The sequence below is a fragment of the Streptococcus equinus genome (genome assembly GCF_049393735.1).
In the GTDB taxonomy this organism is placed as follows: domain Bacteria; phylum Bacillota; class Bacilli; order Lactobacillales; family Streptococcaceae; genus Streptococcus; species Streptococcus equinus_G.
In genome coordinates this window covers 1,131,572-1,157,829 of the sequence record NZ_CP185946.1, presented here as the reverse complement: position 1 = coordinate 1,157,829, position 26,258 = coordinate 1,131,572, and the positions used below count along the sequence as shown (strand labels likewise).

Annotated in this window: 22 protein-coding genes; 21 read left to right on the top strand and 1 reads right to left on the bottom strand. The window is 33.5% G+C overall.

What is annotated here, in order from left to right:
• Nucleotides 1-94: 94 nt before the first annotated feature.
• Nucleotides 95-910 carry a transporter substrate-binding domain-containing protein gene (locus tag ACNTMY_RS05785; RefSeq protein ID WP_423215729.1) on the top strand — a complete coding sequence of 272 codons (816 nt, stop codon included), beginning with the start codon at nt 95-97 and terminating at the stop codon, nt 908-910.
• Between the two features lie 162 nt (nt 911-1,072).
• On the top strand, nt 1,073-1,249 hold the full coding sequence (gene rpsU, locus ACNTMY_RS05780; protein ID WP_000048058.1) for a 30S ribosomal protein S21: 177 nt from the start codon (nt 1,073-1,075) through the stop codon (nt 1,247-1,249).
• Nucleotides 1,250-1,311: 62 nt separating this feature from the next.
• Here rpsU and mscL read toward each other — a convergent pair whose 3' ends face one another.
• Nucleotides 1,312-1,695 carry a large conductance mechanosensitive channel protein MscL gene (gene mscL / locus ACNTMY_RS05775; RefSeq protein ID WP_423215728.1) on the bottom strand — a complete coding sequence of 128 codons (384 nt, stop codon included), beginning with the start codon at nt 1,693-1,695 and terminating at the stop codon, nt 1,312-1,314.
• Nucleotides 1,696-1,812: 117 nt separating this feature from the next.
• Between mscL and dnaG the strand changes: the two genes are divergently transcribed.
• The 19 genes from dnaG to ACNTMY_RS05680 all read left to right on the top strand — a co-directional run bounded on the left by dnaG (nt 1,813) and on the right by ACNTMY_RS05680 (nt 26,252).
• Entirely contained in the window at nt 1,813-3,621 is a 1,809-nt protein-coding gene (gene dnaG / locus ACNTMY_RS05770) for a DNA primase (RefSeq protein WP_423215727.1), read from the top strand.
• A gap of 8 nt (nt 3,622-3,629) precedes the next feature.
• A complete protein-coding gene (gene rpoD / locus ACNTMY_RS05765) occupies nt 3,630-4,739 on the top strand; it encodes an RNA polymerase sigma factor RpoD (RefSeq protein ID WP_024343868.1) in 1,110 nt (369 codons plus the stop codon).
• A 21-nt stretch (nt 4,740-4,760) separates the two neighbouring features.
• Nucleotides 4,761-5,096: a metal-sulfur cluster assembly factor gene (locus tag ACNTMY_RS05760; protein ID WP_182001206.1), complete on the top strand. Its 336-nt coding sequence runs from the start codon at nt 4,761-4,763 to the stop codon at nt 5,094-5,096.
• A 159-nt stretch (nt 5,097-5,255) separates the two neighbouring features.
• On the top strand, nt 5,256-6,410 hold the full coding sequence (cps2T, locus tag ACNTMY_RS05755) for a beta 1-4 rhamnosyltransferase Cps2T (protein ID WP_423215726.1): 1,155 nt from the start codon (nt 5,256-5,258) through the stop codon (nt 6,408-6,410).
• A complete protein-coding gene (locus ACNTMY_RS05750) occupies nt 6,400-7,335 on the top strand; it encodes a glycosyltransferase family 2 protein (RefSeq protein WP_423215725.1) in 936 nt (311 codons plus the stop codon). The genes cps2T and ACNTMY_RS05750 overlap by 11 nt, the downstream gene beginning before the upstream one ends.
• Nucleotides 7,332-8,138, top strand: coding sequence for an ABC transporter permease (locus ACNTMY_RS05745; RefSeq protein WP_423215724.1), 807 nt, complete (start codon nt 7,332-7,334; stop codon nt 8,136-8,138). Before ACNTMY_RS05750 ends, ACNTMY_RS05745 begins: the two co-directional genes overlap by 4 nt.
• Complete coding sequence (locus tag ACNTMY_RS05740; RefSeq protein WP_423215723.1) at nt 8,138-9,352, top strand: ABC transporter ATP-binding protein; 1,215 nt, start codon at nt 8,138-8,140, stop codon at nt 9,350-9,352. The genes ACNTMY_RS05745 and ACNTMY_RS05740 overlap by 1 nt, the downstream gene beginning before the upstream one ends.
• A gap of 13 nt (nt 9,353-9,365) precedes the next feature.
• A complete protein-coding gene (locus ACNTMY_RS05735) occupies nt 9,366-10,421 on the top strand; it encodes a glycosyltransferase family 2 protein (protein WP_423215722.1) in 1,056 nt (351 codons plus the stop codon).
• A complete protein-coding gene (locus ACNTMY_RS05730; RefSeq protein ID WP_423215721.1) occupies nt 10,418-12,178 on the top strand; it encodes a rhamnan synthesis F family protein in 1,761 nt (586 codons plus the stop codon). The genes ACNTMY_RS05735 and ACNTMY_RS05730 overlap by 4 nt, the downstream gene beginning before the upstream one ends.
• Nucleotides 12,175-14,643, top strand: coding sequence for an LTA synthase family protein (locus ACNTMY_RS05725; protein ID WP_423215720.1), 2,469 nt, complete (start codon nt 12,175-12,177; stop codon nt 14,641-14,643). The genes ACNTMY_RS05730 and ACNTMY_RS05725 overlap by 4 nt, the downstream gene beginning before the upstream one ends.
• A 12-nt stretch (nt 14,644-14,655) precedes the next feature.
• On the top strand, nt 14,656-15,675 hold the full coding sequence (galE, locus tag ACNTMY_RS05720) for a UDP-glucose 4-epimerase GalE (protein WP_423216869.1): 1,020 nt from the start codon (nt 14,656-14,658) through the stop codon (nt 15,673-15,675).
• A 9-nt stretch (nt 15,676-15,684) separates the two neighbouring features.
• Complete coding sequence (locus ACNTMY_RS05715; RefSeq protein WP_423216868.1) at nt 15,685-16,491, top strand: glycosyltransferase family A protein; 807 nt, start codon at nt 15,685-15,687, stop codon at nt 16,489-16,491.
• Nucleotides 16,481-17,173, top strand: a complete 693-nt coding sequence (locus ACNTMY_RS05710) for a glycosyltransferase family 2 protein (RefSeq protein ID WP_423215719.1) — start codon at nt 16,481-16,483, stop codon at nt 17,171-17,173. Before ACNTMY_RS05715 ends, ACNTMY_RS05710 begins: the two co-directional genes overlap by 11 nt.
• Before the next feature lies 1 nt (nt 17,174).
• Complete coding sequence (locus ACNTMY_RS05705; protein ID WP_423215718.1) at nt 17,175-17,507, top strand: DUF2304 domain-containing protein; 333 nt, start codon at nt 17,175-17,177, stop codon at nt 17,505-17,507.
• A gap of 2 nt (nt 17,508-17,509) precedes the next feature.
• Nucleotides 17,510-18,778, top strand: a complete 1,269-nt coding sequence (locus ACNTMY_RS05700) for a lipopolysaccharide biosynthesis protein (RefSeq protein WP_423215717.1) — start codon at nt 17,510-17,512, stop codon at nt 18,776-18,778.
• A gap of 10 nt (nt 18,779-18,788) precedes the next feature.
• A complete protein-coding gene (locus ACNTMY_RS05695) occupies nt 18,789-20,324 on the top strand; it encodes a DUF2142 domain-containing protein (RefSeq protein WP_423215716.1) in 1,536 nt (511 codons plus the stop codon).
• 19 nt (nt 20,325-20,343) lie between these two features.
• A complete protein-coding gene (locus ACNTMY_RS05690) occupies nt 20,344-21,270 on the top strand; it encodes a glycosyltransferase family 2 protein (protein WP_423215715.1) in 927 nt (308 codons plus the stop codon).
• An 84-nt stretch (nt 21,271-21,354) separates the two neighbouring features.
• Complete coding sequence (locus ACNTMY_RS05685) at nt 21,355-22,995, top strand: GBS Bsp-like repeat-containing protein (RefSeq protein ID WP_423215714.1); 1,641 nt, start codon at nt 21,355-21,357, stop codon at nt 22,993-22,995.
• A gap of 113 nt (nt 22,996-23,108) precedes the next feature.
• Nucleotides 23,109-26,252: a GBS Bsp-like repeat-containing protein gene (locus ACNTMY_RS05680; protein ID WP_423215713.1), complete on the top strand. Its 3,144-nt coding sequence runs from the start codon at nt 23,109-23,111 to the stop codon at nt 26,250-26,252.
• The last annotated feature ends 6 nt before the right edge of the window (nt 26,253-26,258 follow it).

The window sequence follows — 26,258 nt, the reverse complement described above, 5'->3', positions numbered from 1 at the left end:
TAGTGTGCTGGAGTGAATTTTTATTCAGAAAACATTGACTTTTTGTAAAAAAATAGATAAAATAGAGGTAAGTTTAAGAGAAGAGAGAATAAATATGAAAGTTAAAAAGTTTATTTTAGGGGCACTTGCGCTAGTTAGTGTGTGTTCTTTGGCTGCTTGTGGATCTTCATCTAATGAAAATTTACAAGATAAAATTGAGAAAAAAGGTAAACTGGTTGTTGCTATCAGCCCAGATTATGCACCGTTTGAGTTTAAAGCATTAATTGATGGTAAAGATACTATTGTTGGCGCTGATGTTGAGTTAGCTAAAGCGATTGCTGATGAACTTGATGTCAAACTTGAATTATCTTCAATGAGTTTTGATAATGTGCTTTCAAGCCTTCAAACAGGAAAAGCGGATATGGCGATTTCAGGTTTGTCTGCAACAAAAGAACGTAAAAATGCATATGATTTTTCAGATGCTTACTATGAAACAGAAAATGCTGTTTTAGTCAAAGCAAGTAACCTTGATAAATATAACTCAATTGATAGTTTGTCAGGTCTTAAAGTAGCTGTTCAAAAAGGAACAATTGAAGAAGGTTTGGCTAAAGACCAATTGAAAGATTCAAAAATCATTCCTTTGACAGCAATGGGTGAGGCAATTAACGAGTTGAAATCTGGTCAAGTTCAAGCAGTTGACCTTGAAAAACCAGTTGCCGAAGGATACCTTTCACAAAATTCAGATTTGGCACTGGCTAATTTTGCATTGAAAACAAGTGATGGTGATGCCAAAGCTGTGGCTATGCCAAAAGGCAGCGGTAAACTTGTTAAAACAGTCAACAAAGTTATCAAAAAATTATCTGAAGAAGATAAGTACAAACAGTTCATTTCAGACGCTGCACAATTGACAGGAAAAGAAATTGATGAATAATTAAAAGGAGTTGAAAGTCAACTCCTTTCTTTTTATTTAGCAATGGAGAAAAATAGATAAAAAGTAGCAATATTTACATCTTTTAGATTGACTTTTTAGTATATTTCAGTTATCATGGTAATGAACGTGTAAATGTTACAATGTCTTGAGGAGGTGAAACACATGTCAAAAACAGTAGTACGTAAAAACGAATCACTTGACGATGCACTTCGTCGTTTCAAACGTTCTGTGACTAAAGCTGGGACTCTTCAAGAATCACGTAAACGTGAATTCTACGAAAAACCTTCTGTAAAACGTAAACGCAAATCAGAAGCAGCTCGCAAACGTAAAAAATTCTAATTAATATTAGATACAAAGAAAGAGACGCCTTGCGTCTCTTTTTATGCTCTAAAAAATAAGATTTATTTTTCTTTTAGTAAGTCACGGATTTCTGCAAGAAGTTCTTCTTGAGTTGGAACGGCGTCTTCACCTGCTTTTTCGTCGTCTTCTTTTTTAGTAAGAGCTGCAGCAGCATTGGCAGCTTTAACAATAAAGAACAGTGTAGTACCGATGATTAAGAAATTAATAACAGCACTTAGAAAACTACCATAAGCAACTCCGTTCCAAGACAAATCTGCGATTTTTTTAACACCTGCGGCTTTTAGAGCTGGATTTAAGAAGAGCGGTGTAATCACATCATTGACAAGAGATGTTACGATGGCGTTGAAAGCAGCGCCCATAACAACAGCGACAGCAAGATCAAGAACATTTGCTTTAAACAAAAATTCTTTTAGTTCTTTAATCATACGAAAAACCTCCTGTATGTTTTGTTAGTATTATTATACCAAAAATAGCATTTAAAGTCTGGTTTTTGAGAATTTACAAATCAGAATCAAAATGTTATAATGAAATACAAAACTAAAATGGGAATAGTGCGTGGAGGTGAGCTTTTGGCAATTGACAAAGAGTTAATTACCGAGATAAAAAATAGCGTTAATATTGTTGATGTTATTGGCGAAGTAGTCAATCTTACACGCGCAGGTCGCAACCACATAGGACTGTGTCCGTTTCATAAGGAAAAGACACCTTCTTTTAATGTAATAGAAGATAAGCAGTTTTTCCACTGTTTTGGTTGCGGAAAATCTGGTGATGTTTATAAATTCTTAGAAGAGTATCGCCAGATTAGCTTTTTAGAAAGTGTTCATCTTGTTGCTGAGCGTGCTGGGATTCCTTTGCAGGTTGAAACACAGCAAGTACAGTCTAAGCCAAAAAATCCAAATCAAGTTTTGATTGACATTCATAAGGATGCGGCTAAGTTTTACAATGCTGTTTTAAAAACAACTAAAGAAGGGCAAGAAGCGAAAGCTTACTTGGCACAGCGTGGACTGACAGATGATTTGATTGATTATTTTAACATTGGATTGTCGCCAAATGAGCCTGATTTTCTTTATCAATCTCTCGCAAAACGGTATGAAGAAAATGCTTTGATGGCTTCAGGTCTTTTTAATTTGTCTGAACGCACGAATCGTGTTTATGATGCTTTTCAAAACCGAATCATGTTTCCGTTGACGGATGATACTGGTCAAGTGGTTGCATTTTCGGGGCGTATATGGACCAAGGAAGATTTAGAAGCTAAGCAGGCTAAGTACAAAAATACGCGGTCAACAGCGCTTTTTAATAAATCATATGAACTTTATCATTTGGATAAAGCACGTCCGGTGATGTCTAAAAAACATGAAGTCTATTTGATGGAAGGTTTTATGGATGTAATTGCTGCTTATAGGGCGGGTATTGAAAATGCCGTTGCTTCTATGGGGACTGCTTTGACACCGGAGCATGTGAGACATTTGAAGCGTTACGCTAAGAAAGTCATTTTGACTTATGATGGTGATAATGCAGGTCAAAATGCGATTGCTAAATCTTTAGAACTTCTAAAAGATTTTAATGTAGAAATTGTACGAGTGCCTGAGCAAATGGACCCTGATGAGTTTATTCAAAAAAATTCACCTGATGCCTTAGCAAATTTACTTGAAAATAGTCGCATTAGTAGTACAGAATTTTTTATTCATTACTTGAAGCCAGAAAACAGTGACAATTTGCAGGCTGAAATTGCTTATGTTGAGCGAATTTCTAAAATTATTGCACAATCGCCATCGATTACTGCACAAAATTCGTATATTAATATGGTGGCTGATTTGCTGCCGGACTTTGATTATTATCAAGTGGAACAGTCGGTTAACAGTGAGCGTCTTCAAAATCGCTCTGCTCTTCAATCAGGGACTGTTCAGCAAAGCGTCACTGTGGTAGAGCTGCCTATATCTAAAAATATCTCTGCGATTATGAAAGCAGAAGGTCAGTTGTTGCAGCGCTTGATGACGCATGACTATTTGCTTAATGAATTTCGAAATCAAGAAGAATTTATTTTTGATACTAAAGAGTTGCAGGTTTTGTATGATATATTGATGCAGCAAGGTGAGATAACATCTTATGATTTAGCACAGTTGGATGATCGAACGCGGCAGATGTATTATCGAGTTTTGGAGGAGAATTTACCAGATGAAGTCGCTCCTAATGAAATAGAGGAAATTATTCAGAAACGTAATCGTTTGCTTCAGGAGAGAGATTTACAAAAGCAAAGTAAATTAATTCGTGAATCTAGCAACCTTGGTGACGTTGATGCGGCTCTAGCTGCTTTAGAAAATCTTATTGCCCAAAAAAGAAAAATGGAATAGAGGAAAATATGGCTAAAGAAAAAGAAATTACAACTTTTAATGTTCAAGTTGCAGAATTTATTCGTAATCATAAAAAGAACGGAACAGCTGTCGATGATGAAGTGACAGAAAAATTGGTTATTCCATTTTCATTGGACGCCGATCAAATTGATGACCTTTTGGAACGTTTGACGGATGGTGGTATTTCAATTACTGACAAAGAAGGAAATCCATCAACTAAATATGTTGTTGAAGAACCAAAACCAGAAGAACTAACTGATGAAGAGTTACTTGGTAGCAACTCAGCAAAAGTTAATGACCCAGTTCGTATGTATCTTAAAGAAATTGGTGTTGTGCCGCTTCTTTCAAGCGAAGAAGAAAAAGAATTGGCAGTTGCAGTTGCTGCAGGTGACCTTCAAGCAAAACAACGTTTGGCAGAAGCTAACTTGCGTTTGGTTGTCTCTATCGCAAAACGTTATGTTGGACGTGGTATGCAATTCCTTGACCTTATTCAAGAAGGAAATATGGGATTGATGAAAGCTGTTGATAAATTTGATTACTCAAAAGGTTTCAAATTCTCAACTTATGCGACTTGGTGGATTCGTCAAGCAATCACACGTGCGATTGCAGACCAAGCTCGTACAATCCGTATCCCAGTTCACATGGTTGAAACAATCAATAAACTTGTTCGTGAACAACGTAACCTTCTTCAAGAACTCGGACAAGATCCAACACCAGAACAAATCGCTGAACGTATGGATATGACTCCTGATAAAGTTCGTGAAATCTTGAAAATTGCTCAAGAACCAGTTTCTCTTGAAACACCGATTGGTGAAGAAGATGATAGCCATCTTGGAGATTTCATTGAAGATGAAGTTATTGAAAATCCTGTAGACTACACAACACGTGTTGTCCTTCGTGAACAACTTGATGAAGTTTTGGATACATTGACTGATCGTGAAGAAAATGTTTTACGCTTGCGTTTTGGTCTTGATGATGGTAAAATGCGTACATTAGAAGATGTTGGTAAAGTCTTCAATGTGACACGTGAACGTATTCGTCAGATTGAGGCTAAAGCACTTCGTAAACTTCGTCATCCGAGCCGTAGCAAACAGCTTCGCGATTTTATCGAAGATTAAAATTAATCAAGAGGTTCGCTTATGTCTGAACAAAAATATACAGAAGAAGATGTCGCAAAGATTAAAGATCGAATTCTTGAGGCTTTGGAGACGGTTGTCGACCCAGAGTTAGGAATTGATATTGTCAATCTTGGTCTTGTTTATGAGATTCGATTTGAACAGAATGGTCATACTGAGATTGATATGACATTGACAACAATGGGTTGCCCGTTGGCTAATCTTCTGACTGATCAAATTCATGATGCAATGCGTGATATTCCTGAAGTGGCAGACGTAGAGGTCAAGTTGGTGTGGTATCCAGCATGGACAGTTGATAAAATGAGTCGCTATGCTCGCATTGCTTTAGGAATTAGATAATAGAAAAGTATCAGTAATCTTACGATTGCTGATGCTTTTTTATTGCCCAAAAATAGCTGTCTTTCCCATTATATGTAGGCTCTTTCGTTTTTTCATCGCCAGCTTATCTAAATTATGATATAATATTTTTGATTGTATTTTAGAATGGAGAAGTGTGCCATGCAACATGTATTCATCATCGGAAGTCGAGGCTTGCCAGCTAAGTACGGTGGCTTTGAGACTTTTGTTGAGGAGTTGGTAAAAAATAAGCAGAGCTCAGATATTGTTTATCATGTCGCTTGTTTAAGCGATGATAAGCACCATACGCATTTCAAGTACGAGGGCGCAGACTGTTTTACCATCAAGGCACCTAAGATTGGTCCTGCTCGTGTTATCGCTTATGATATGATGGCGATTACTTACGGACTTCAAATGGTAAAAAGATCTGGTATTGAAAAACCTATTTTTTATATTTTGGGCAACACGATTGGTGCTTTTATTGCGCCATTTGCTAGACTAATTCACGCTGTTGGCGGAAAAGTTTATGTCAATCCAGATGGCCTTGAATGGAAACGCTCAAAATGGTCAAAACCGGTTCAAGCTTATTTGAAATATGCTGAAAAATCAATGGCTAAGACAGCTGATTTGGTCATTTCTGATAACATTGGAATTGAAAATTACATTAAAGAGTCATATCCAGAAGCTAAGACGCGTTTTATTGCTTATGGAACAGATTTGAAGAAATCAACTTTAACAGCTGATGATTACAAGGTAAGAAAATGCTTCGATAATTGGAAAACAAAAGAGAATGACTATTATTTGATTGTCGGACGTTTTGTTCCAGAAAATAACTACGAAACAGCTATTCGTGAATTTATGAAATCAAAAACTAGACGTGATTTGATTATCATTACGAATCATAAGAATAGTGCTTACTTTGAAAAGTTGAAGCATTTGACAAATTTTGAACGTGATTATAGGGTCAAATTTGTCGGAACAGTTTATGATCGTGATTTGTTAAATTACATCCGTGAAAATGCCTTTGCTTATATTCATGGTCATGAAGTCGGTGGAACAAACCCTGGTTTGCTTGAGGCTTTGGGACATACGAAGTTAAATCTCGTTTTGGATGTTGATTTCAATAAGTCTGTTGCTGGGCAGAGTGCATTTTACTGGAATAAGACATCTGGAAATCTCTCATGTTTGATTAACGACGCTGATGGTCATTATGATTTTACAGAATATGGTAACCGTGCGCGTGCGATTGTGAAGAAGAATTATACATGGGAAAAAATTGTAGGAGAGTATGAGGGACTATTTTTAAATGAAGATTAATATACTGATGTCTACCTACAATGGTGAGCAATTTTTGGCTGAGCAGATAGAGAGTATTCAATATCAAACGGTCAAAGATTGGACGCTTTACATTCGAGATGACGGTTCAAGTGACAAAACACCAGATATTATTAAACGATATGCTCATGCTGACTCACGTATTATTTTTATTAATGCCGACAATCGTGAAAATTTTGGTGTCATCAAAAACTTTTATACGCTTTTGAAACATAGCGAAGCAGATTATTATTTCTTTTCTGACCAAGATGATATTTGGCTAGAAGATAAGTTAGCTGTGACTTTAGCAGAAGCGCAAAAACACGATAATCAAAAGCCTTTATTGGTTTACACAGATTTAAAAGTTGTTGACCGTGAATTAAATGTTTTACATGAAAGTATGATAAAAACGCAATCTGATCATGCTAATACCGAGCTGGTTCAAGAGTTGACAGAAAATACAGTAACCGGTGGAACAGCGATGATTAATCATGCTCTTGCTGAGTTATGGACATCGACAGATGATTTGTTGATGCATGACTGGTATTTAGCTTTGTTAGCAAGCGCTCTAGGTACACTTGCTTATGTTAATTACCCAACAGAATTGTATCGTCAACACGATGCTAATGTTTTAGGAGCACGTACGTGGTCTAAACGTATGAAAAATTGGATTAAACCTCATAAATTAGTTGAAAAATATTGGTGGTTAATCAGTGCAAGCCAAACTCAGGCTCGCTTTTTATTGGATACAGATTTATCACCTGAAAATAGAGAGCTGGTTGAACAGTTTACAACTATTTTGGATAAGCCACTTTTTCAACGTATCCGTACTTTAAAAAAATACGGCTTACGAAAAAACAGAGCATTCCATACTTTTGTGTTTAGAACACTAATTATTACCAAATTTGGTTATAGGAGAAATAAATGAAATTTTTTAGTAAAGAAAACAAAATTTTGTTAAAAGAAATGGTAAAAACAGACTTTAAACTTCGTTATCAGGGAAGTTTAATTGGGCATTTGTGGTCAATTCTAAAACCAATGATGCTATTTACAATCATGTACCTGGTGTTTGTTCGCTTCTTGCGTTTCGATGATGGAACCCCTCACTATGCTATCGGTTTGTTAATTGGTATGGTGACTTGGAACTTTTTCTCTGAAGCTACTAACATGGGAATGATGTCGATTGTATCACGAGGAGATTTGTTGCGAAAGCTAAATTTCTCTAAAGAAATCATTGTTATTTCATCAGTTGTTGGAGCATCAATTAACTATGCTATCAATATGGTAGTTGTATTTATTTTCGCACTAGTTAATGGTATTCAACCAAGTTGGGGGTTCTTGACAATCTTCCCGCTATTTGTTGAATTATTCTTGTTTTCAACTGGGATTGCTTTTGTTTTATCATCTCTTTTTGTTAAGTACCGTGACATTGGTCCTATTTGGGAAGTTGTGATGCAGGCAGGAATGTATGCTACCCCAATCATCTATTCTTTAACATTCATTTTACAACGAGGTCAAGTAACAGTTGCAAAATTGATGATGCTAAATCCACTTGCTCAGATTATTCAAGATATGCGTCATTTTATCGTATTTTCAGGAAGTATGCGTGGTTGGGATTTGATTGGTCATAAAGCTATTGCCGTTATCCCATATATTCTTCCTTTCTTTGTCTTTGGAATTGGTTATTACATTTTCCATAAACATGCTAAAAAATTTGCGGAGATTCTATAATGTCAGATAAAAAAATTGCAGTAAAAGTTGATCATGTAAGTAAATATTTTAAATTGCCAACTGAAGCGACTCAAAGCTTACGTACTAATTTAGTTAATTATTTTAAGGGAATTAAAGGATATCGTGAACAACACGTTTTAAAAGATATTAATTTTGAAGTTGAAGAAGGCGACTTCTTTGGGATTGTTGGTCGTAATGGTTCAGGTAAATCAACACTTCTAAAAATCATTTCACAAATTTATGTCCCTGAAAAGGGTTCAGTTACAGTAAATGGTAAAATGGTTTCATTTATCGAACTTGGTGTTGGATTTAATCCTGAATTGACTGGACGTGAAAATGTCTATATGAACGGTGCCATGCTTGGCTTTACAACCGAAGAAATTGATGCTATGTACGATGACATCGTCGAATTTGCTGAGCTTGAAGATTTTATGAACCAAAAGCTTAAAAACTACTCAAGTGGTATGCAAGTTCGTCTAGCATTCTCAGTTGCGATTAAAGCTCAAGGTGACGTTCTTATCCTTGATGAAGTTCTTGCCGTAGGTGATGAAGCTTTCCAACGTAAATGTAACGATTACTTCATGGAACGTAAAGAAAGTGGTAAGACAACTATCCTTGTTACCCATGATATGGGAGCAGTTAAGAAATATTGTAATAAGGCCATTTTAATTGAAGATGGTTATATTAAAGCTCAAGGTGAGCCACGTGATGTAGCCAACCAATACAGTTACGATAATACAGAAAAAGTCATTGTATCGCATGACGCGGATGCAGTAGTTTCAGATAATACTGTGGTAGATAATTTGAAATTAGCTTTGTTGTCTGAAAAGCGTTCTACGCCAAATAATCCTATTAAATTTAAGTTAAGTTTTGATGTTTTGGAAGATGTAAAAACGTATATTGCCATCTCACTAACTGACATTGATCGTAATATATGGATTTACAATGATAATACAATGGATCAGTTGACAGATGGAAAAGGTCATTACGAAGTTGAGTATAGTTGTTCGTTAGCACATCTGAATGATATAAAAGTAAAATTAGAAGTTACAATCCGTGATGAGGACAATCAAGTATTATCATTTTTACCTGTTCAGGATATTCCAGTTATTGTACTTAATCGTGATGATCTAGATGAAGATGATGAGTCTGCAAAAGATTCTGCAACAGGTTTATTACAGCGAAATGGTAGTTGGAAATTTTCTAAGCAATGATGGAGAATTATGAATGAAAGTTTCTATTATTTGTACAAATTATAATAAAGGAAAATGGATAGGAGAGGCAATAGAAAGTTTCCTGAAGCAAAAAACTACATTTTCTTATGAAATTTTAGTTGTTGATGATGCATCTACAGATGAGTCTGTTAATATTATCAAAGAATATGAGAAAAAATTTCCAAATTTAATTACTGCTTTTTATCACGAAAAAAATATTGGAATCACAAAAACATGGAAATCTATTGTTAAAAAAGCTTCAGGAGAATATATTGCTCGTTGTGATGGTGATGATTATTGGACTGATGTCCATAAATTACAAAATCAGGTTAAATTATTAGAATCTACACCTGATTCAAAATGGTCAAATACAGATTTTGACATGGTTGATAATGATGGCAATGTGATTCAACCAAATGTTTTCGAAAATCATACGATTCCTTTGGCAAAAACATACGAGCAAATGCTGGTATATAAACTTATGACAATGTCTTCGACGTGGTTGGTTGAAAAAAATTTAATGTTAGAGGTTAGTGAGCAAATTGATGATGATGCGGCAGATGATACGTTTAATTTGCAACTTGAGCTTTTTAAGAAAACAAATTTATCTACCTTGATGCAAAGTACAACTGTTTATAGAATGAATGTTGGTTCAGACTCTAAACCAGTAACCTTGGAAAAATTTAAGAAACGTTTTGAAGGGCTAAAGAATACTCAAAAAGATTATATAATCAAGTATCCGGATTTTAAACAAACTACAGTAGTTGATATGCTATTGGACAAGGACTGTTCATCTGAAGTTGAAATTTTTAAACGTGATTTAGAGGTAACAAGACTCACTCAACTTTCATCACATTTAAGAGAGATTTCAGAGAATCAAAATCAGTATATTGAACAACTAAAATTGGAAGTAGGCCAGAAATCAGAAGAATTATCTCAGTTGTATCAAAATGCAAATTATACACAGCAGAAACTAGATGAACTTCAATTACAATTAAATAAAATTCAAAATTCATATCGCTGGAAAATACCAACAAAAATTATTAATTTCTTTAGGAGAAAAAAATGAAACGCTTATTGTTATATGTTCATTTTAATAAATATAATAAAGTTAGTGAGCATGTATATTATCAGTTAGAAAAAATGAATCCACTCTTTTCAAAGGTGATTTTTATTTCTAATAGTCACCTTGATGAAACAGAAGTTGTAAAGTTACGTCAGAATCAATTAATTGATGAATTTATCCAACGTGAAAATATTGGTTATGATTTTGCGGCTTGGCACGATGGTATGGCTCTTGAAGGCTTTGAAAATTTAAAATCATATGATTCTGTAACAGCTATGAATGATACTTGTTTTGGACCATTGTGGGATATGGCTCCTTTGTATGATAAGTACGAATCGGATGAATCAATTGATTTTTGGGGAATGACGAACCATAGAGCAATTGATGCAGGTCATATTTTCATTGATGAACATTTACAATCTTATTTTATGTCTTTTAAAAAGAGCATTGTTATTTCAGATACTTTTCAAGATTTTTGGAAATCTGTTGAGGCCTATACAGATGTTCAAGATGTTATAGATAATTATGAAACGAAATATACTAAATATTTTGTTGATGCAGGGTTTAAATACACTTCTGTATTGAATACAGTGCCAATTGCAGATAATTTTTTCCATTCAAATTTTACAATCCACTATCCACACGTATTATTGGATAACCATGTTCCTTTTATAAAGATCAAAACATTTGATTTGACACAGCATCTAGCACCGTATCTTTTGAAAGAAATTGAAAGAGTTTCAAGTTACCCAACTAAACTAATTTTAGATCATATGTCTGATATTAGTTTGCCAACTCCAGCTTACTTACTTGATCGTAAAGTGTTGAGAAGTGTAGAAAATAATTATTCAAACACTAAAAAAGTAGCAGTACATCTGCATACATTTTATGTAGATTTATTAGAAGAGTTTCTACAACAGTTTGAAAATTTCAATTTTGACTATGATTTGTTTTTAACGACTGATACTGAAGATAAAAAAGTAGAAATTGAAAGAGTTCTTGATAAAACAGGAAAAAGGGCACGTATCTTTTTAACAGGGAATCGAGGACGTGATATTATTCCAATGCTAAAACTGAAGAAAGAATTGGCTGAGTATGATTATATTGGACATTTTCATACTAAAAAATCTCCAGAATACCCTTACTGGGTTGGAGATTCATGGCGAAATGAGCTGTATCAGATGTTAATTAAACCGGCTGACAATATTTTGGCTAATTTTGAAAGTAATGATAATCTTGGATTAGTAATTGCTGATATTCCATCTTTCTTCAGATATACTAAAATTGTTGATCCTTGGAATGAAAATCGATTTGCTGATGGCATGAATGAGCTTTGGGAACGCATGAATTTAGGACGAAAAATTGATTTCAATAATTTAAGTACTTTTATTATGAGTTACGGTACTTTCATTTGGTTTAAACGCGATGCTCTTCAACCATTATTTGATTTAGAGTTGGCGGATGATGAAATCCCTTCAGAGCCAATTCCTCAACACACAATTTTACACTCAATTGAACGAATTTTAGTTTACCTTGCTTGGGCTAATGATTATGATTATGCAATATCTAAAAATGATATTTACATTACGCCTTTTGTGGATGGTGTTGTATTTAATATTCGTCCTAATACTATGCCAAATACTTATGTTAATTTTGATAATATTGGAGGCATTAAAGGAGCGCTCAAATATATTTACCGAGGACCAGGCAGTGCAATTAAGTATATTGTCAAAAGGATGGTAATGAAAATTAAAGCATGATTAAAAAAATAAAAAAATTTGAGTGGGTCAATTTTTTAAGAATTATTTTGTCTATTATTTTTATTTTTTATATTAATTTTTACTTAGTAGATTTGTATATTCTTAAAGGAAGAATTAATCTCCTATCAGAACCTTTTCAAGAAAGTCTAAATTTTGGTTTTATTGCTTACCTACTTTCGATTATTGGAGTAAGTGTTTATCTGGTTAAAAATCTTAGTAAAGCATTCTTTATAAAGTTAGTTTCTGGTTATTTTATTTATCAGATTGTATCTTATTTCATTTTAGTAACAAGAAATTTAAATAATGAAAAATTTAAAGTATGGGATTTGACTAATAATCATTTTTTTCAACCGAATTTTCTTGTTACAGTTTTGATTATTATAGGTATTTCAGGAGTACTGTATTTTTTAATTCAAAAAATTAGGTATCTTGCGTTCATGGAAGATTATCTTCAGGATTTTGATTCTAAAAACATAATTCTTTTTGGATTTTTAGCGTCTTTTGTTGTTAATGATAGACAGATGCTGAAAATTTTCAAAGAATTAGTGTCCTCTTATCTTTCTGATAGTGATTATGTTCATTATGTAATTCACTTGTCAAGCAATCTTGTTTTAACTTTAATAATTATGGGAGTAGTATCTTATTTTGTGATTAATGCTTATCAAGCAATTGTTACAAATTCTCCTACTCCATCATTGGTGATAACGGTAAGTTTTGCATTAGCGACTATTTTTAATTATACGTTACAGCTGGGAGTCAGAAGTGGTGAAACATTACTAGATAAATTTATTTTTCCAGGAGCAACAGCTTATCAAATTATCGTATTAACATTTCTTTTCTTAGTTGTTTACTTAGTGATAAATCAATTCCTATCTTCAACATTACTTATTATTATAGTAGGAGTTATTATATCAGTAGTTAATAATATTAAAGTAGGGCTGAGAAGTGAACCCCTTCTCATTACAGATTTTGTTTGGGTGAAAGAGTTTTCATTGATAACAAGTTTTGTGGATAAAAGCGTCATTATTTATGTTGTACTTGGTGTCGTTGCCACACTTGGTGTCTATATTTTGTTAAGAAAGCGTATTTTACCTGGAAAAATTTTTAACATTAAAAGATTACGATACTCCTTCTTAGGAGCGTTGATTGGTCTTGGTTTTTTCAATTTTATTGTCTTTAAAAATGAAACGGACTCTAGAATTATTGATAATATCCCCGTTGTGTCCAAGGTTAATAATTGGGTTGATATTAATTGGATGGGATTTTCAAAAAATGCTAGTTACAAGTCATTAATGTATGTTTGGACAAAGCAATTAACAAAATCAGTAATGGATAAGCCAAGGGGATATAGTGAGGAAAAAATTAAGAATATCGCAGAGAAGTACCACAAAGAGGCTTCCATAATTAATGCTAGTAGAGGTAATAATATTGAAGATCAAACTGTTATTTTTGTTTTGAGTGAAAGTTTTTCTGACCCAAGTCGTTTGCCAGGAGTTACTTTATCTAAAAATGTTATTCCAAATATCACACAAATTAAAAATGATTACACTAGTGGCCTAATGAAATCAGATTTTTATGGTGGTGGGACTGCAAATATGGAGACTCAAGCTTTAACAGGGTTACCATTCTCAAATTTATCACCCAGTGTTTCTGTTATGAATACAGAAATCCTCCCCAAAATGTCTTACGTCCCTTCTATTAGTAGTCGGTATACTAATAAAAATAAAATCGCTATCCATCTTCACAACGCCTCTAATTACTCGCGAAATATTGTGTATAGAGATTTTGAATTTAAAAAATTTATTGCACTAGACGGAACTGAAGATAAGCCAACGCAATTAGAGTTTCTAAGTGCGGGTGCTAAAGATAGCTCGACTTATTATGCAGTAACAAGTAATTTAACAAAACATACGAGTCAATTTTTCTCAGTTATTACAATGCAGAATCACGTTCCTTGGGAATCTGATCAGCCTGCAGATATTACTGCTCACGGAGATGGATTTTCTGATACTGAGAATGAAAGTTTAACAAGTTATGCTAGACTTTTAAATATCACTGATTCAGCTACAGCAGATTTTCTTAACGAACTGTCTAGTTATGAAAAAAAAATAACAGTTGTCTTTTATGGAGATCATTTGCCAGGATTATATCCCACAAGTGTATTTTCAAGCGACCCTTTAAATCAATATGAAACTGATTATTTTATTTGGAGTAATTATGAAACTGAAAAACTATCTTATCCATGTGTTAATTCAAATGATTTCCCAGCACTTGTATTAAAACAAACAAATTCTAAAGTCTCCCCTTACTATGCTTTATTAACTGATATTCTAGAAGCTAGAAATAAATCATCTGATGATTTAAAAGCTTTCTTAATGGACTTAAAGATGTTACAGTATGACCTAACGTTGGGAAAGAGTTACATAACAAAAATGAATGAGAATTTTTTTAATCATACAACTTAGTTTAGGAGGTTAATTATGTCAAAAATTTTAGTCACTGGTGGAGCAGGTTTTATTGGTTCACATACTTGCATCGAATTATTAAACGCTGGTCATGAGGTTGTTGTTTTAGATAATCTTTGTAACAGCAATTCAAAAAGTTTGAAAATTGTTGAAAGGGAAACGAATAAAACATTGAATTTCTATGAAGTGGATATTCGTGATGAAAAGCAATTAGAAAAAATTTTTGAAGCAGAAAATATTGAAGGTGTAATTCACTTTGCTGGACTGAAAGCAGTTGGGGAGTCAAGTATAATTCCTCTTGATTATTATGATAACAATATTGCTGGAACATTGAATCTTTTAAAAGTAATGAAGAATCATAGCTGTAAAAATATTATTTTCAGCTCGTCAGCTACAGTTTATGGTAGCCCAAAAACAGTTCCAATTAAAGAAGATTTTCCTTTGTCAGTAACTAATCCTTATGGACGTACAAAACTAATGTTGGAAGAAATTTTAACAGATTTGTACAATTCTGATAATGAATGGAATATTGTTTTATTAAGATACTTTAATCCAATTGGAGCTCACAAGTCAGGTGATTTGGGTGAGGATCCTAAAGGTGTCCCTAATAATCTATTACCATATATTACACAAGTTGCAGTTGGTAAGTTGGAATGTGTGGGGGTATTTGGAAACGATTATGACACGGAGGATGGTACCGGTGTTCGAGATTATATTCATGTTGTCGATTTAGCTAAGGGGCACGTGGCAGCTTTGCAAAAATTAACTGAAGGATCTGGACTATCTATATATAATTTAGGTACTGGTAAAGGGTATTCTGTATTAGATATGATAAAAAATATGTCGGCTGTTGTTGGTTTTGATATTCCATATCAAATTCTTCCAAGACGTAAGGGTGATATTGCTACATGTTATGCAGATGCTTCAAAAGCGAAAGAAGAATTAGGATGGGAAGCTAAGTATGATATCCATAGAATGTGTCAAGATTCATGGAGATGGCAAAGAAAGCATCCTAATGGATTTAGAGATTAAGGAGGAATGATGAAAGATACGAAACACACTTTTATTATTTGTGCATATGGAAATAGTCCATTTTTGGAAGATTGTATTAAGTCGTTAAAAAAGCAGACTGTTTCTACAAATATTATTTGTTACACTTCAACACCGAGTGATTATATCAATAATATCTGTTCAGAGTACAATATTCCAGTTTTTTCAAAAGAAGGAGGAGGTATTGGAAAAGATTGGAATAATGCTTGGTCATTTGCCGAAACTCAGTATGTAACAATAGCACATCAAGATGATATTTACCTACCAAATTTTCTTGAGAAAACGTTAGATGCATTTAAAAAGCACACTGATTCTACTATAGTCATTACTGATTATGCTGAATATAGATCAGGTAGTGAAGATGCCAAAACGACCAATTTAAAAATAAAGCGTCTAATGTTAAACATTATGCGTTTATTTCCAAAATCTAAGTTTTGGAGAAATCGAGTTTTAGCTTTTGGAAATGCCATTTCTTGTCCATCGGTGTCTTATAATAAAGCCAATTTATCAGGATTTAGATTTAGGGAAGATTTCAGAACAAATTTAGATTGGTATGCTTGGTACGATATCAGTAGTCACTACGCTGGAAGATTTCATTTTATCAATGAAGTTCTCATGTTTCATCGAATTCATGGTGAATCTGAGACTTCAGCTACAATATCAGAAAATGTTCGTAGCAAGGAAGATTTGGAGATGTTTAAGTTATTTTGGCCAAATTTTATTGCAAATCTGTTGATGAAGTTTTATGAAAAAAGCCAAAAATCAAATTTTGAAGGAAGTAGAGTAAGTGAAAAATAAAATACTTGTAATAATACCTGCTTATAATGAGGAGGAATCTATTGAAAAAGTTGTAAGTAATCTTGAGAAAAATTATCCGATTTATGATTATGTGGTTGTAAACGACGGATCAAAAGATGCAACTTCTGAAATTTGTCATAAAAATAGATTTAATATTATAGATTTACCTGAAAACTTAGGCTTAACCGGCGCAGTTCAAACTGGATTTAAGTATGCTTTACAAAACGGCTATGATAAGGCTGTCCAATTTGATGGTGATGGTCAACACCTACCAGAGTATATTAAAGATTTGAGCGATGCGATTGATGAGGGAAATGATTGTGCTATTGGATCTCGTTTTGTCAGTGTAAAACGTCCAACATCTCTTCGAATGCTAGGTAATACGCTTATTAGTTTTTTAATTAAGATAACAACCGGTAAACGAATTGAAGATCCTACTTCAGGAATGAGGATGTTTAATAAAGAATTGATTAAGCAATATGCCATGAATATCAATTTCACTCCTGAACCAGATACAATATCATTTCTGATTAGAAGAGGGTTTAAGGTAAAAGAAGTTCAAGTTAAGATGAAAGATAGAGAAGCTGGAGAGTCTTATTTAACTCTTTCAAGATCAATTAAATATATGATTCACATGTTTACTTCGATAATTGTAATTCAAAATTTTAGAAAGGAAAAATAAAATGACTTTACCTTTGCAATTATTATTGGCTTTTGTGGCTTTAGTAACTTTTTTTGTGATTTTTCGAAGTATAAGGAAGTCAAATCTTCAAATTGAGGAGAGCTTTTTTTGGTTATTATTTTCAACAATTTTACTGATTTTTTCCATTTGTCCTAGCGTAATTATCTTTTTTTCAAAATTATTAGGCTTTCAATCACCGGCGAATTTTGTATTTCTATTCATCATTTTTCTGTTAATGGTTAATCAGTATAAACTAACCAAGAAAGTTTCTAAAAATGAAGTTAAGCTTAGAAGTCTAATTCAGTCGATTGCATTAAAAAGAAATAAAGATTAGTCATGAATGGTACAAATATTATCAATCAAAAGCAAAATTTTATTTGGAACATGATTGGAAGTGTTTCTTCAGCATTAATTTCAGTGGTTTTGTTGATGATTGTTTCGAGATTCCTAAGTACTTCAGATTCAGATGTATATGCCTATGCGTATTCGGTTGGCAACCTTTTGGTTGTTATTGGACTCTTTCAGGTAAGAAACTTTCAAGCAACAGATATTGGAGAAAAGTATTCATTTTCAAATTATTTTGTAGCTAGGCTTTTAACATCAGTGTTAATGATTATTGTTACAATACTTTTTTTACTCTTTATGAATTTTGATAGTAATAAAAGTCAAGTTATCTTCTTTGTTACTATTTATAGATTATCTGATGCAATATCAGATTTATTTCAAGGACTTTTTCAACAAAGGGAGAGGTTAGATATTGCAGGAAAATCATTAACATATCGTAATTTACTAATCTTTTTTATTTTTACACTTTCTGTTCTGTTAACCGGAGATTTATTATGCTCATTGAAATTTGTATGTATAATTTCTTACGCTTTCATATTATTTTTTGATATGCGTATTTCACATTCTTTTGAAAAAATTATCATGACAGGACTTTTTCAAAAGAATGAATTCTTGAGAGTGATTCAACTGTTAAAAGAGAGTTTTCCACTTTTTTTAAATGGATTTTTAATTATTTACATTTATAATCAACCTAAGTACTCGTTAGATTTTTTAGGAAGTGTTGGAAAAATTCAAGTTGGGGCACAAACAATTTTTAATATTTTGTTTATGCCTGCGTTTGTGATGAATTTGATGATGCTTTTCTTTAGACCACTGATTACAGAAATGGCCGTTGATATTTTACATAATCAATTAAGTCATTTTAAAAAATTACAGAAAACACTTTTTGGGTGTTTAGGTGCTTTAAGTATTCTTGTTATTTTAGGTAGTGGTTTATTTGGAATATCAATTTTAGAAATTTTATATGGTGAAGATTTACAAAATTATTGGTTAGCACTTTTAATTATAATGATTGGAGGAGCAGTGGGTAGTTTTGCAACAGCTATTGATAATGTTTTGACTGCGATGCGCCAACAAAAATATCTCTTGATACCATATGGAGGTGCTTTTGTTGTTTCACAAATTATCACGAATACACTTGTTGAAAATTTAGATATTTTGGGTGCTTCTTTAAGTTTTTTAATCACAATGAATGTGTGGCTATTGATATCAATTTTTATATTTCAAGTTCTAAAATATAAAAAGAATCAAATAAGATAAAAGGAGTAATATGATTTCTAAAGGATATTTTATTAAGCAAAAGTTTGAGAGGATTGCACAATCTACTGCAGACATTATAACGAGCAACTGGAAATCATACAGTTTGCTCCTTCTAGTTTTTTTAATTATGTACGTAGTTTACGGAGATAATAATGATATCCCTGTAAAGCTTACACTTGTACTATTTATTATTGGAATTTTTTTGATAAGTATTCCAATAATGAAGATTGAGTATCGGACTGCTATTTTTATTTTAATTATGGGTATTACTTCAGCTTGCCTAAGTCCAATCAATGATATTCCTGATGAGCCTGTTCATTATCAAAGAAGCTTGTTCCTTTCAGAGGGTGATTTAAATCTTTCTAATAATTTTAAGAACCTGTTGGAATCAGAGGATTATGCTCAGATTGATACAGAAACAGGTGAAACAATATCAAATAGCCATTTAAAAAGTGTTTTACCAAGTAATAAGGAAATAGTGAATGAGCGTTTAACAGTTACAAATGCATATTATATTTTTGGATATTTACCTCAAGCAATCGGCTTGAAAATTGGAAATATTTTAGATATAAGTATTATTTTTAGTTATTTATTAGGAAGAATTTTTAATGTCATTGCTTACGCTATTTTAATTTTTATTGCTATAAATATATCAGGAAAATTAGCACAAATTATTTCTGTAGCTAGTCTTTTACCAATGAACATTTATCTTGCTGGTTCATATAATCAAGATACGATAGGTTTAGGAATTATTTTATTAATACTAAGTTTGCTAGCTCATTTTTATCAAGAAAGTAGTAAAATAAAAACATGGAAGATATTTATATACGTATTTCTTTGTTCGATATTAGCAACTATAAAACTTCCGTTTATTCTATTTATTTTTCTTCTTTTATTTATTCCAAATAATAGTTTTAATCTAAACAAAAAGAAAGTCTATTTGATTAAGTTTTTAGGAGTATTTTTAGTTATTTTAGTAACTATTTTTTGGATGAAAACATACTCAGAGATTATTAATGTCAATTATTTAAATGTAGACTATTTAGCTAATGTGGATGCTAAAAAACAAATATTATCAATTATTAGTCAACCTTTTGTATATTTCAAAGTGTTGTTGGGGGAATTTTTTATGAGACTTTTAAATCCAGCAAATATTAATTTATTTGGATGGCTTTCGTATGGGCCGACATTTTTAATCTCATATCTTATCCTTTTCCTAGTAATAGTTGTTTTTAATAATTCAAATAAAGTTGAGATTGGATTTTTAGAAAGAAGTAGCTTATTTGTAGTTATTATTGGTCTTTATGCAGGTATTATTTTAGCTATGTATCTTACTTGGACCCCTGTTGGAGCGTTTAAAGTAGAAGGGGTACAGGATAGATATGTTTTAGGGATTATTCCGGCTCTTTTAATTTTTATGTCAGTTAATAATAAAAATTTAGAGAAATTTAGAGATTTTATCAGCGAAAAAATTATTTTAGATATTTCTTTGTGTTTTATTTACACGATGCTATTAAGTACCGTTTTTAATTATTATAATTTTTAAACTTACTGAAGGTAAATAAATGAAAAAACTATCTATTGTTGTTCCTTGCTACAATGAACAAGAAACAATTTATCCATTTTTAGAAGAAACTCAAAAAGTTGAGAGTAAAATGAAGGACCAATTGATTTTTGATTACATTTTTGTCAATGATGGTTCAAAGGATGAAACTTTAAAAGTTCTTCGAGATGTCGCTAATCGCTTTGCGAATGTTCACTATTTGTCATTCTCACGAAATTTTGGGAAAGAGGCAGGTTTATTAGCTGGGCTTGAAGCTGCAGATGGTGATTTTATCACAGTTATGGACGCTGATTTGCAAGATCCACCTGAACTTTTGATTGATATGTATGAAAAAATTGAAGAAGGTTATGATGTTGTGGGAACACGTCGTGCTGATCGAAAAGGTGAACCAGTTATTCGTTCTTTCTTTTCAAAAATGTTTTATAAAATCATTAATGCCGTTTCTGATACAGAGATGGTGGACGGCGCGCGTGATTTCCGCTTAATGACTAGACAAGTTGTGGATAGTATCTTGGAACTTGGAGAAGTTAATCGCTTCTCAAAAGGAATCTTTTCTTGGGTTGGTTTTGATGTCACATATATCGCTTATGAAAATCGTGAGCGCGTGGCTGGTGAAACATCATGGAGTTTTTGGAGCTTGCTAAAATACTCAATGGAAGGGTTTATCAATTTTTCTGAGGCGCCACTTGATTTATCTCTTTGGGCTGGATCAGTATCGTTTATTGTATCAATCTTAGGAATTTTATTTATCATTATCCGCAAATTAACAATTGGTGGTAGTGTTTCTGGTTGGGCAAGTTTAGTTTGTATTATTTTATTTATTGGTGGTATTCAACTGCTTGCTTTAGGAATTATCGGAAAATATATTTCTAAGATTTTCCTTGAAACTAAAAATCGTCCTGTTTATATCATCAAAGAAAAGGGATAAAATTAAAATTTTATAAAGGTTTTTAGCTGTTTTTCCGAATTAATATAGTGTAAAACATTATATTAAAAAAAGGAGAACAGCTTTTTGAATAAAATCAAATCAGCTTTATTGTCTACGGCCGTACTAAGTATGGCAATTCTTTCTAACTCTGTCATGGCAGATCAACAAAATGATGCCATAGTAACAAAAACTCCATTTGATGCTGTAAGTAAAACATTTGAAGTGACCGCTCAGCAATCGCCTAACGGAAAAGCTATTAAAAGTATTGACGTTGCAGTTTGGTCAGAAGAAAATGGTCAGGATGATCTTAAGTGGTACAATGTAACTGATATTAATAATGGTCAAGCAAAAGTTAAAGTTAATTTAGCGGATTATGGTAATCGTGCTGGAAATTATATTACTCATGTTTATACAACTTATTCTGATGGACGAGTTTCAGGTATAGCATTAGATGCTACAAAAATTAGTCCAAAGGCTCCGCAAGTAAGTGTTCAAAATGGTAAAATTCAGTTGTCAACTGATATTAATGCTCCATCTAACGGAAAAATTACTTATGCTGTTTGGTCAGAAGAAAATGGTCAAGATGATTTAAGATGGTATGATGATTCAGGAAAAGGTGTGACGAGCGTCGACTTGAAAAATCATAAGGGGTATGGAAGATATTTTGTTCATACGTACTTAGCTCAAAACGGTAAAATGACTGCAATTAATGGTCAGGATACAATGATTGAAAAGCAAGAAGTTTCAAGTCAGATTAATCAGATTTCTGATAAGACTTATGAAGTTGTGGTTAGCAATGTTCCTGAGTACATTATTTCAATAACTGTACCAGTCTGGTCGAATGTTAATAGTCAAGATGATTTAAAATGGTATCAGGCGGATAAAATTTCTGATGGCACTTACAAAGCAGTAGTTCAACTAACTAATCATGGATTTGATTTAGGAGACTACAGTGTTCACATTTATGGTCAGAATTCAATTACAAATAATTTTGATTGTTTGTCTGGAACCCCAGGTTTCCGAGTTGAACAGATTAGTGGCCTAGAAAATCCTGCGATTGGTATTAGTGAGATTAATAAAGGAAATGGTACATTTAAAGTAACTGCTACTGAAAAGGCAATGTCAAAACGAGTTAATGGTTTGCGAGTACAAGTTACTTCAAAATCAAATTCACAAAAATCAAAAATGTACGAAGCAAAAACGACATCTTATGGTAAAGTTTCTCAGACAGTTGATTTGAAATCTATTAATAATCAAGCAGATACTTTTTCTGTGACTGCGACGGTGATTTACTCAGATAATTCGACAGCGACATTTAATCTTGCTGATCAGTCTTATAAACCTCAAGCAACCCCATCTCCACGTATTACAACGTACATTAATGAAACCAATACGTATCCGGTTGGACAATGTACTTGGGGTGTTAAGTCTTTAGCACCTTGGATTCCAAACTGGCTTGGTAATGCTGGTGGATGGGCAGTCAATGCGCGTGCGAAAGGATTTAGAGTAGGAACGACTCCAAGAGTTGGATCAATTGTTGTTTGGCCTCATGATGGTGGCGGATATGGACACGTTGCTTACGTAACTCATGTTTCAAGTAATACACGTATTCAAGTTAAAGAAGCAAACTATGCAGGAAAACAATATATTGGCAATTTCCGAGGCTGGTTCAATCCGCTTGATTCATTCTGGGGCGGTGACGTTTCATACATTTATCCAGATTAGAATAAAATGGCAGTGGTAGTAATCACTGCCATTTCAGTATTTTGAGCACTTGAAGGGCTTTCAAAATCATGGTAAAATGTTTACTAGGAAAGATAGAAAGAGGGGGGATTAATGTGAAAAAGAATATCCTTCGAAGCTGCCTAGTATCTCCACTTATCATAGGAGCTTTTTTAAGTTCGGGGCACGTTTTCGCTGACGAAAATATCCCGGTGCAAGCAACGACAGTCACTGAGAGTGTTCAATCAACTGTAAATGAATCTGAGTCAGCTCAGCAAAATACTGATGTGAATAACGACGTTCAATTATCAGAGGATCAGTCAGTAGATCAAGAACAATCTGATTTTAATAACCAAGAAGCAGTATCTTCTGAGACTCAAGAAACTACAGAAGATAATACTTTAATCTCCTCTGTAATTTCAAAAGAGGTATCTGATGAATCTGTTGAAGATGAAAATATCACTACTTCAGAACAGCAAGAGATCAACAGTGATGATGAAAATGCCTCACCAGATGAGACAAAAAAATTAATTCTTACAGACTCTAAAGTTTCTACATCGAATGTTCAAGCGATTAGCCAGAAAGTTATTGATCAATTAGCTGAGTCAAAAGTTGTTAAAAAAGAAACAACAAGTGCAACTTTAACCGCTAAAGGATTCGAACTTCAATACAATGAAGCTATCACACCGGGAGCTAAAATCATGTTTGCGGTTTGGTCAGAGGTCAATGGCCAAGATGACCTTATTTGGTATACAGCTGATAGTAATGGCCATGTAGTAGCTAAATATACAGGCTCATATGGGTTATACAACATTCATACTTACCAAAATCTTAATGGTCAAATGAAAGGTTTAAACGGCCGTACAATTGACGTCCCAAAACCAAGTGCTAAAGTTAGTATCGTAAAAGAAAGTGATACAACTTATAAGGTAACAGTATCAGATATTCCGGCCTACATCACTAGTATTCAACTCCCGACCTGGACAGAAAAGGGCGGTCAGGATGATATTCAGTGGTATAGCACTACTCATAATTCTGATGGAACATTCACTAAAACATTTAGTGTTGCTGAACATAATCTTGAAAGTGGTCAGTACAATGTCCATGTTTATGGTACAAGTGCGGTAACGAATTCACTAACAGGTTTAACCGGAACAAGTTTCCAAGGTGATTACAAATTTGGTGACGTTCATGTTGAGACTAATCTTGGTCAAAATGGTATTAGTATTTCAATGCCAAGCGACGTTAGTTCGGATATTACAGTGTATCATGCCGTTTGGTCAGCAGAGCGTGATCAAGATGATATTATTTGGTATAAAGTTCCAGCTAATGGTCAGATGACAGCTAAATATACTGGTTCATACGGAACGTATCTTGTTCATACTTATGGTGTCGTTAAAGGCCAAATGGTGTGCTTGAGTGCAACAAGTATTGACGTTCCAAAACCAAGTGCTAAAGTTAGCATTACAAAATTAGATGGTACAATCTATAAAGTAACTGTGTCGGATGTTCCTGTTTATATCACTAGTATTCAGCTACCAACATGGACGGCTAAAAATGATCAAGATGATATTATTTGGTATACAGCAGAGCGTCAATCTGACGGTACCTTCACTAAAACATTTAGTGTCGCTGAACATAATCTTGAAAGTGGTAAATATAATGTTCACTATTACGGAATCAGCAGTGTTACCAATACTTTAACAGGTCTAGGTGGTACAAGTTTTACTAGTGATTATCACCTTGGAGATATTGATATTACAGCTAAAGTGGGCGCAAATGGTATTGAAATTAGGATGCCACAAGATGTTGCTAAATCAGCTAATGTGTCCCATGCCGTTTGGTCAGCAGCCAAGGGTCAAGATGATTTGAAATGGTATAGCGATACCACAGGACATGTTGTGGCTCCCTATACAGGTGACTACGGTACATATTTTGTGGACACATATGCAAATGTCAAAGGTCAAATGGTTTGCATTGGATCTACAAAAGTTAATATTCCAAAACCAGAAATTAAAACAACAATCACTAAAGAAAGTGAAGTTAGTGTTAAAGTAACGGTTTCAAATGTTCCTGTTTATATTACTGGTATCACAATTCCTGTTTGGACTGAAGCAAATGGTCAAGACGACCTTAAATGGTATCAAGCTACTAAGCAATCTGATGGCACATATGTTTTAAATTTCTCACCTAAGCAACATAATTTTGAGTCATGCCACTATAATATTCACATTTATGGTCAGAGCCAAATTAGTCACTCATTAGAAGGATTATCATCTACAGGTGGAGTCGATTTAGCAACTGAGAAATATGTTGTTGAGCCAACTGTAACTGTTCAAAATCATGATGCCAATGGCGGTACTTTGAAAGTTCGTATTGCAGAATCAGAGAATTCTAAGACTATAAAACTTGTTCGTGTTGCAGCATGGTCAGAAAGCAATCAATCAAATCTTCACTGGTATACAAGTTCAGACATCCACGACGGCGTAGTGACTGTTATGGTTAATGAAAAGAATCATGACTATATCAAAGGAGATTATACTGTTCACGTTTATGTAGACTTTACGGATAACACAACTTCAGGATTTAATCTTGGTACTTATCGTTTGAATGCTGATAAACCAGTCCATGCTCAGTCATACTTTATCGACATTAGTAGTCACAATGGTGTGATTTCAGTTAGCGAGTACCAATCATTGAAACGTCAAGGAATTACTGGAGTAGTTGTTAAATTAACCGAAGGAACTTCATATACAAACCCATATGCCCGTGCTCAAATTGCTAATGCTCAAGCTGCAGGTCTGCGAGTATCAGCCTATCACTATTCTCACTATGAATCAGCAGCAGAAGCAAAAGCTGAGGCACAGTATTTTGTAAATGCTGCTAAGTCAATGGGGCTTTCTGGTGCGACGACTATGGTTAATGATATGGAAGAGCAGGCTATGCTTAGAAGTGATTTGAATGCTAATACACAAGCTTGGAAAGACGAGATGAATCGTCTTGGTTACAACAATAACGTTTATTACACAATGGCATCTTGGCTTGATGTTAAAGGTGGAAAATTCAACACTTCAAAATTTGGCATGTCAAATCTTTGGGTAGCGCATTATTTGTACTCTACTCAGTATTTGGATCAAGAATCTGCTAAATCATTGTCTTACTATTCAAATAGCGCTGCTTGGCAGTATACAAGTGCATCGCCAAAATTATCTCATCCACTCGATGAAAGTATTGATTACACTGGTCGATTCACTTGGTAAGGGGGG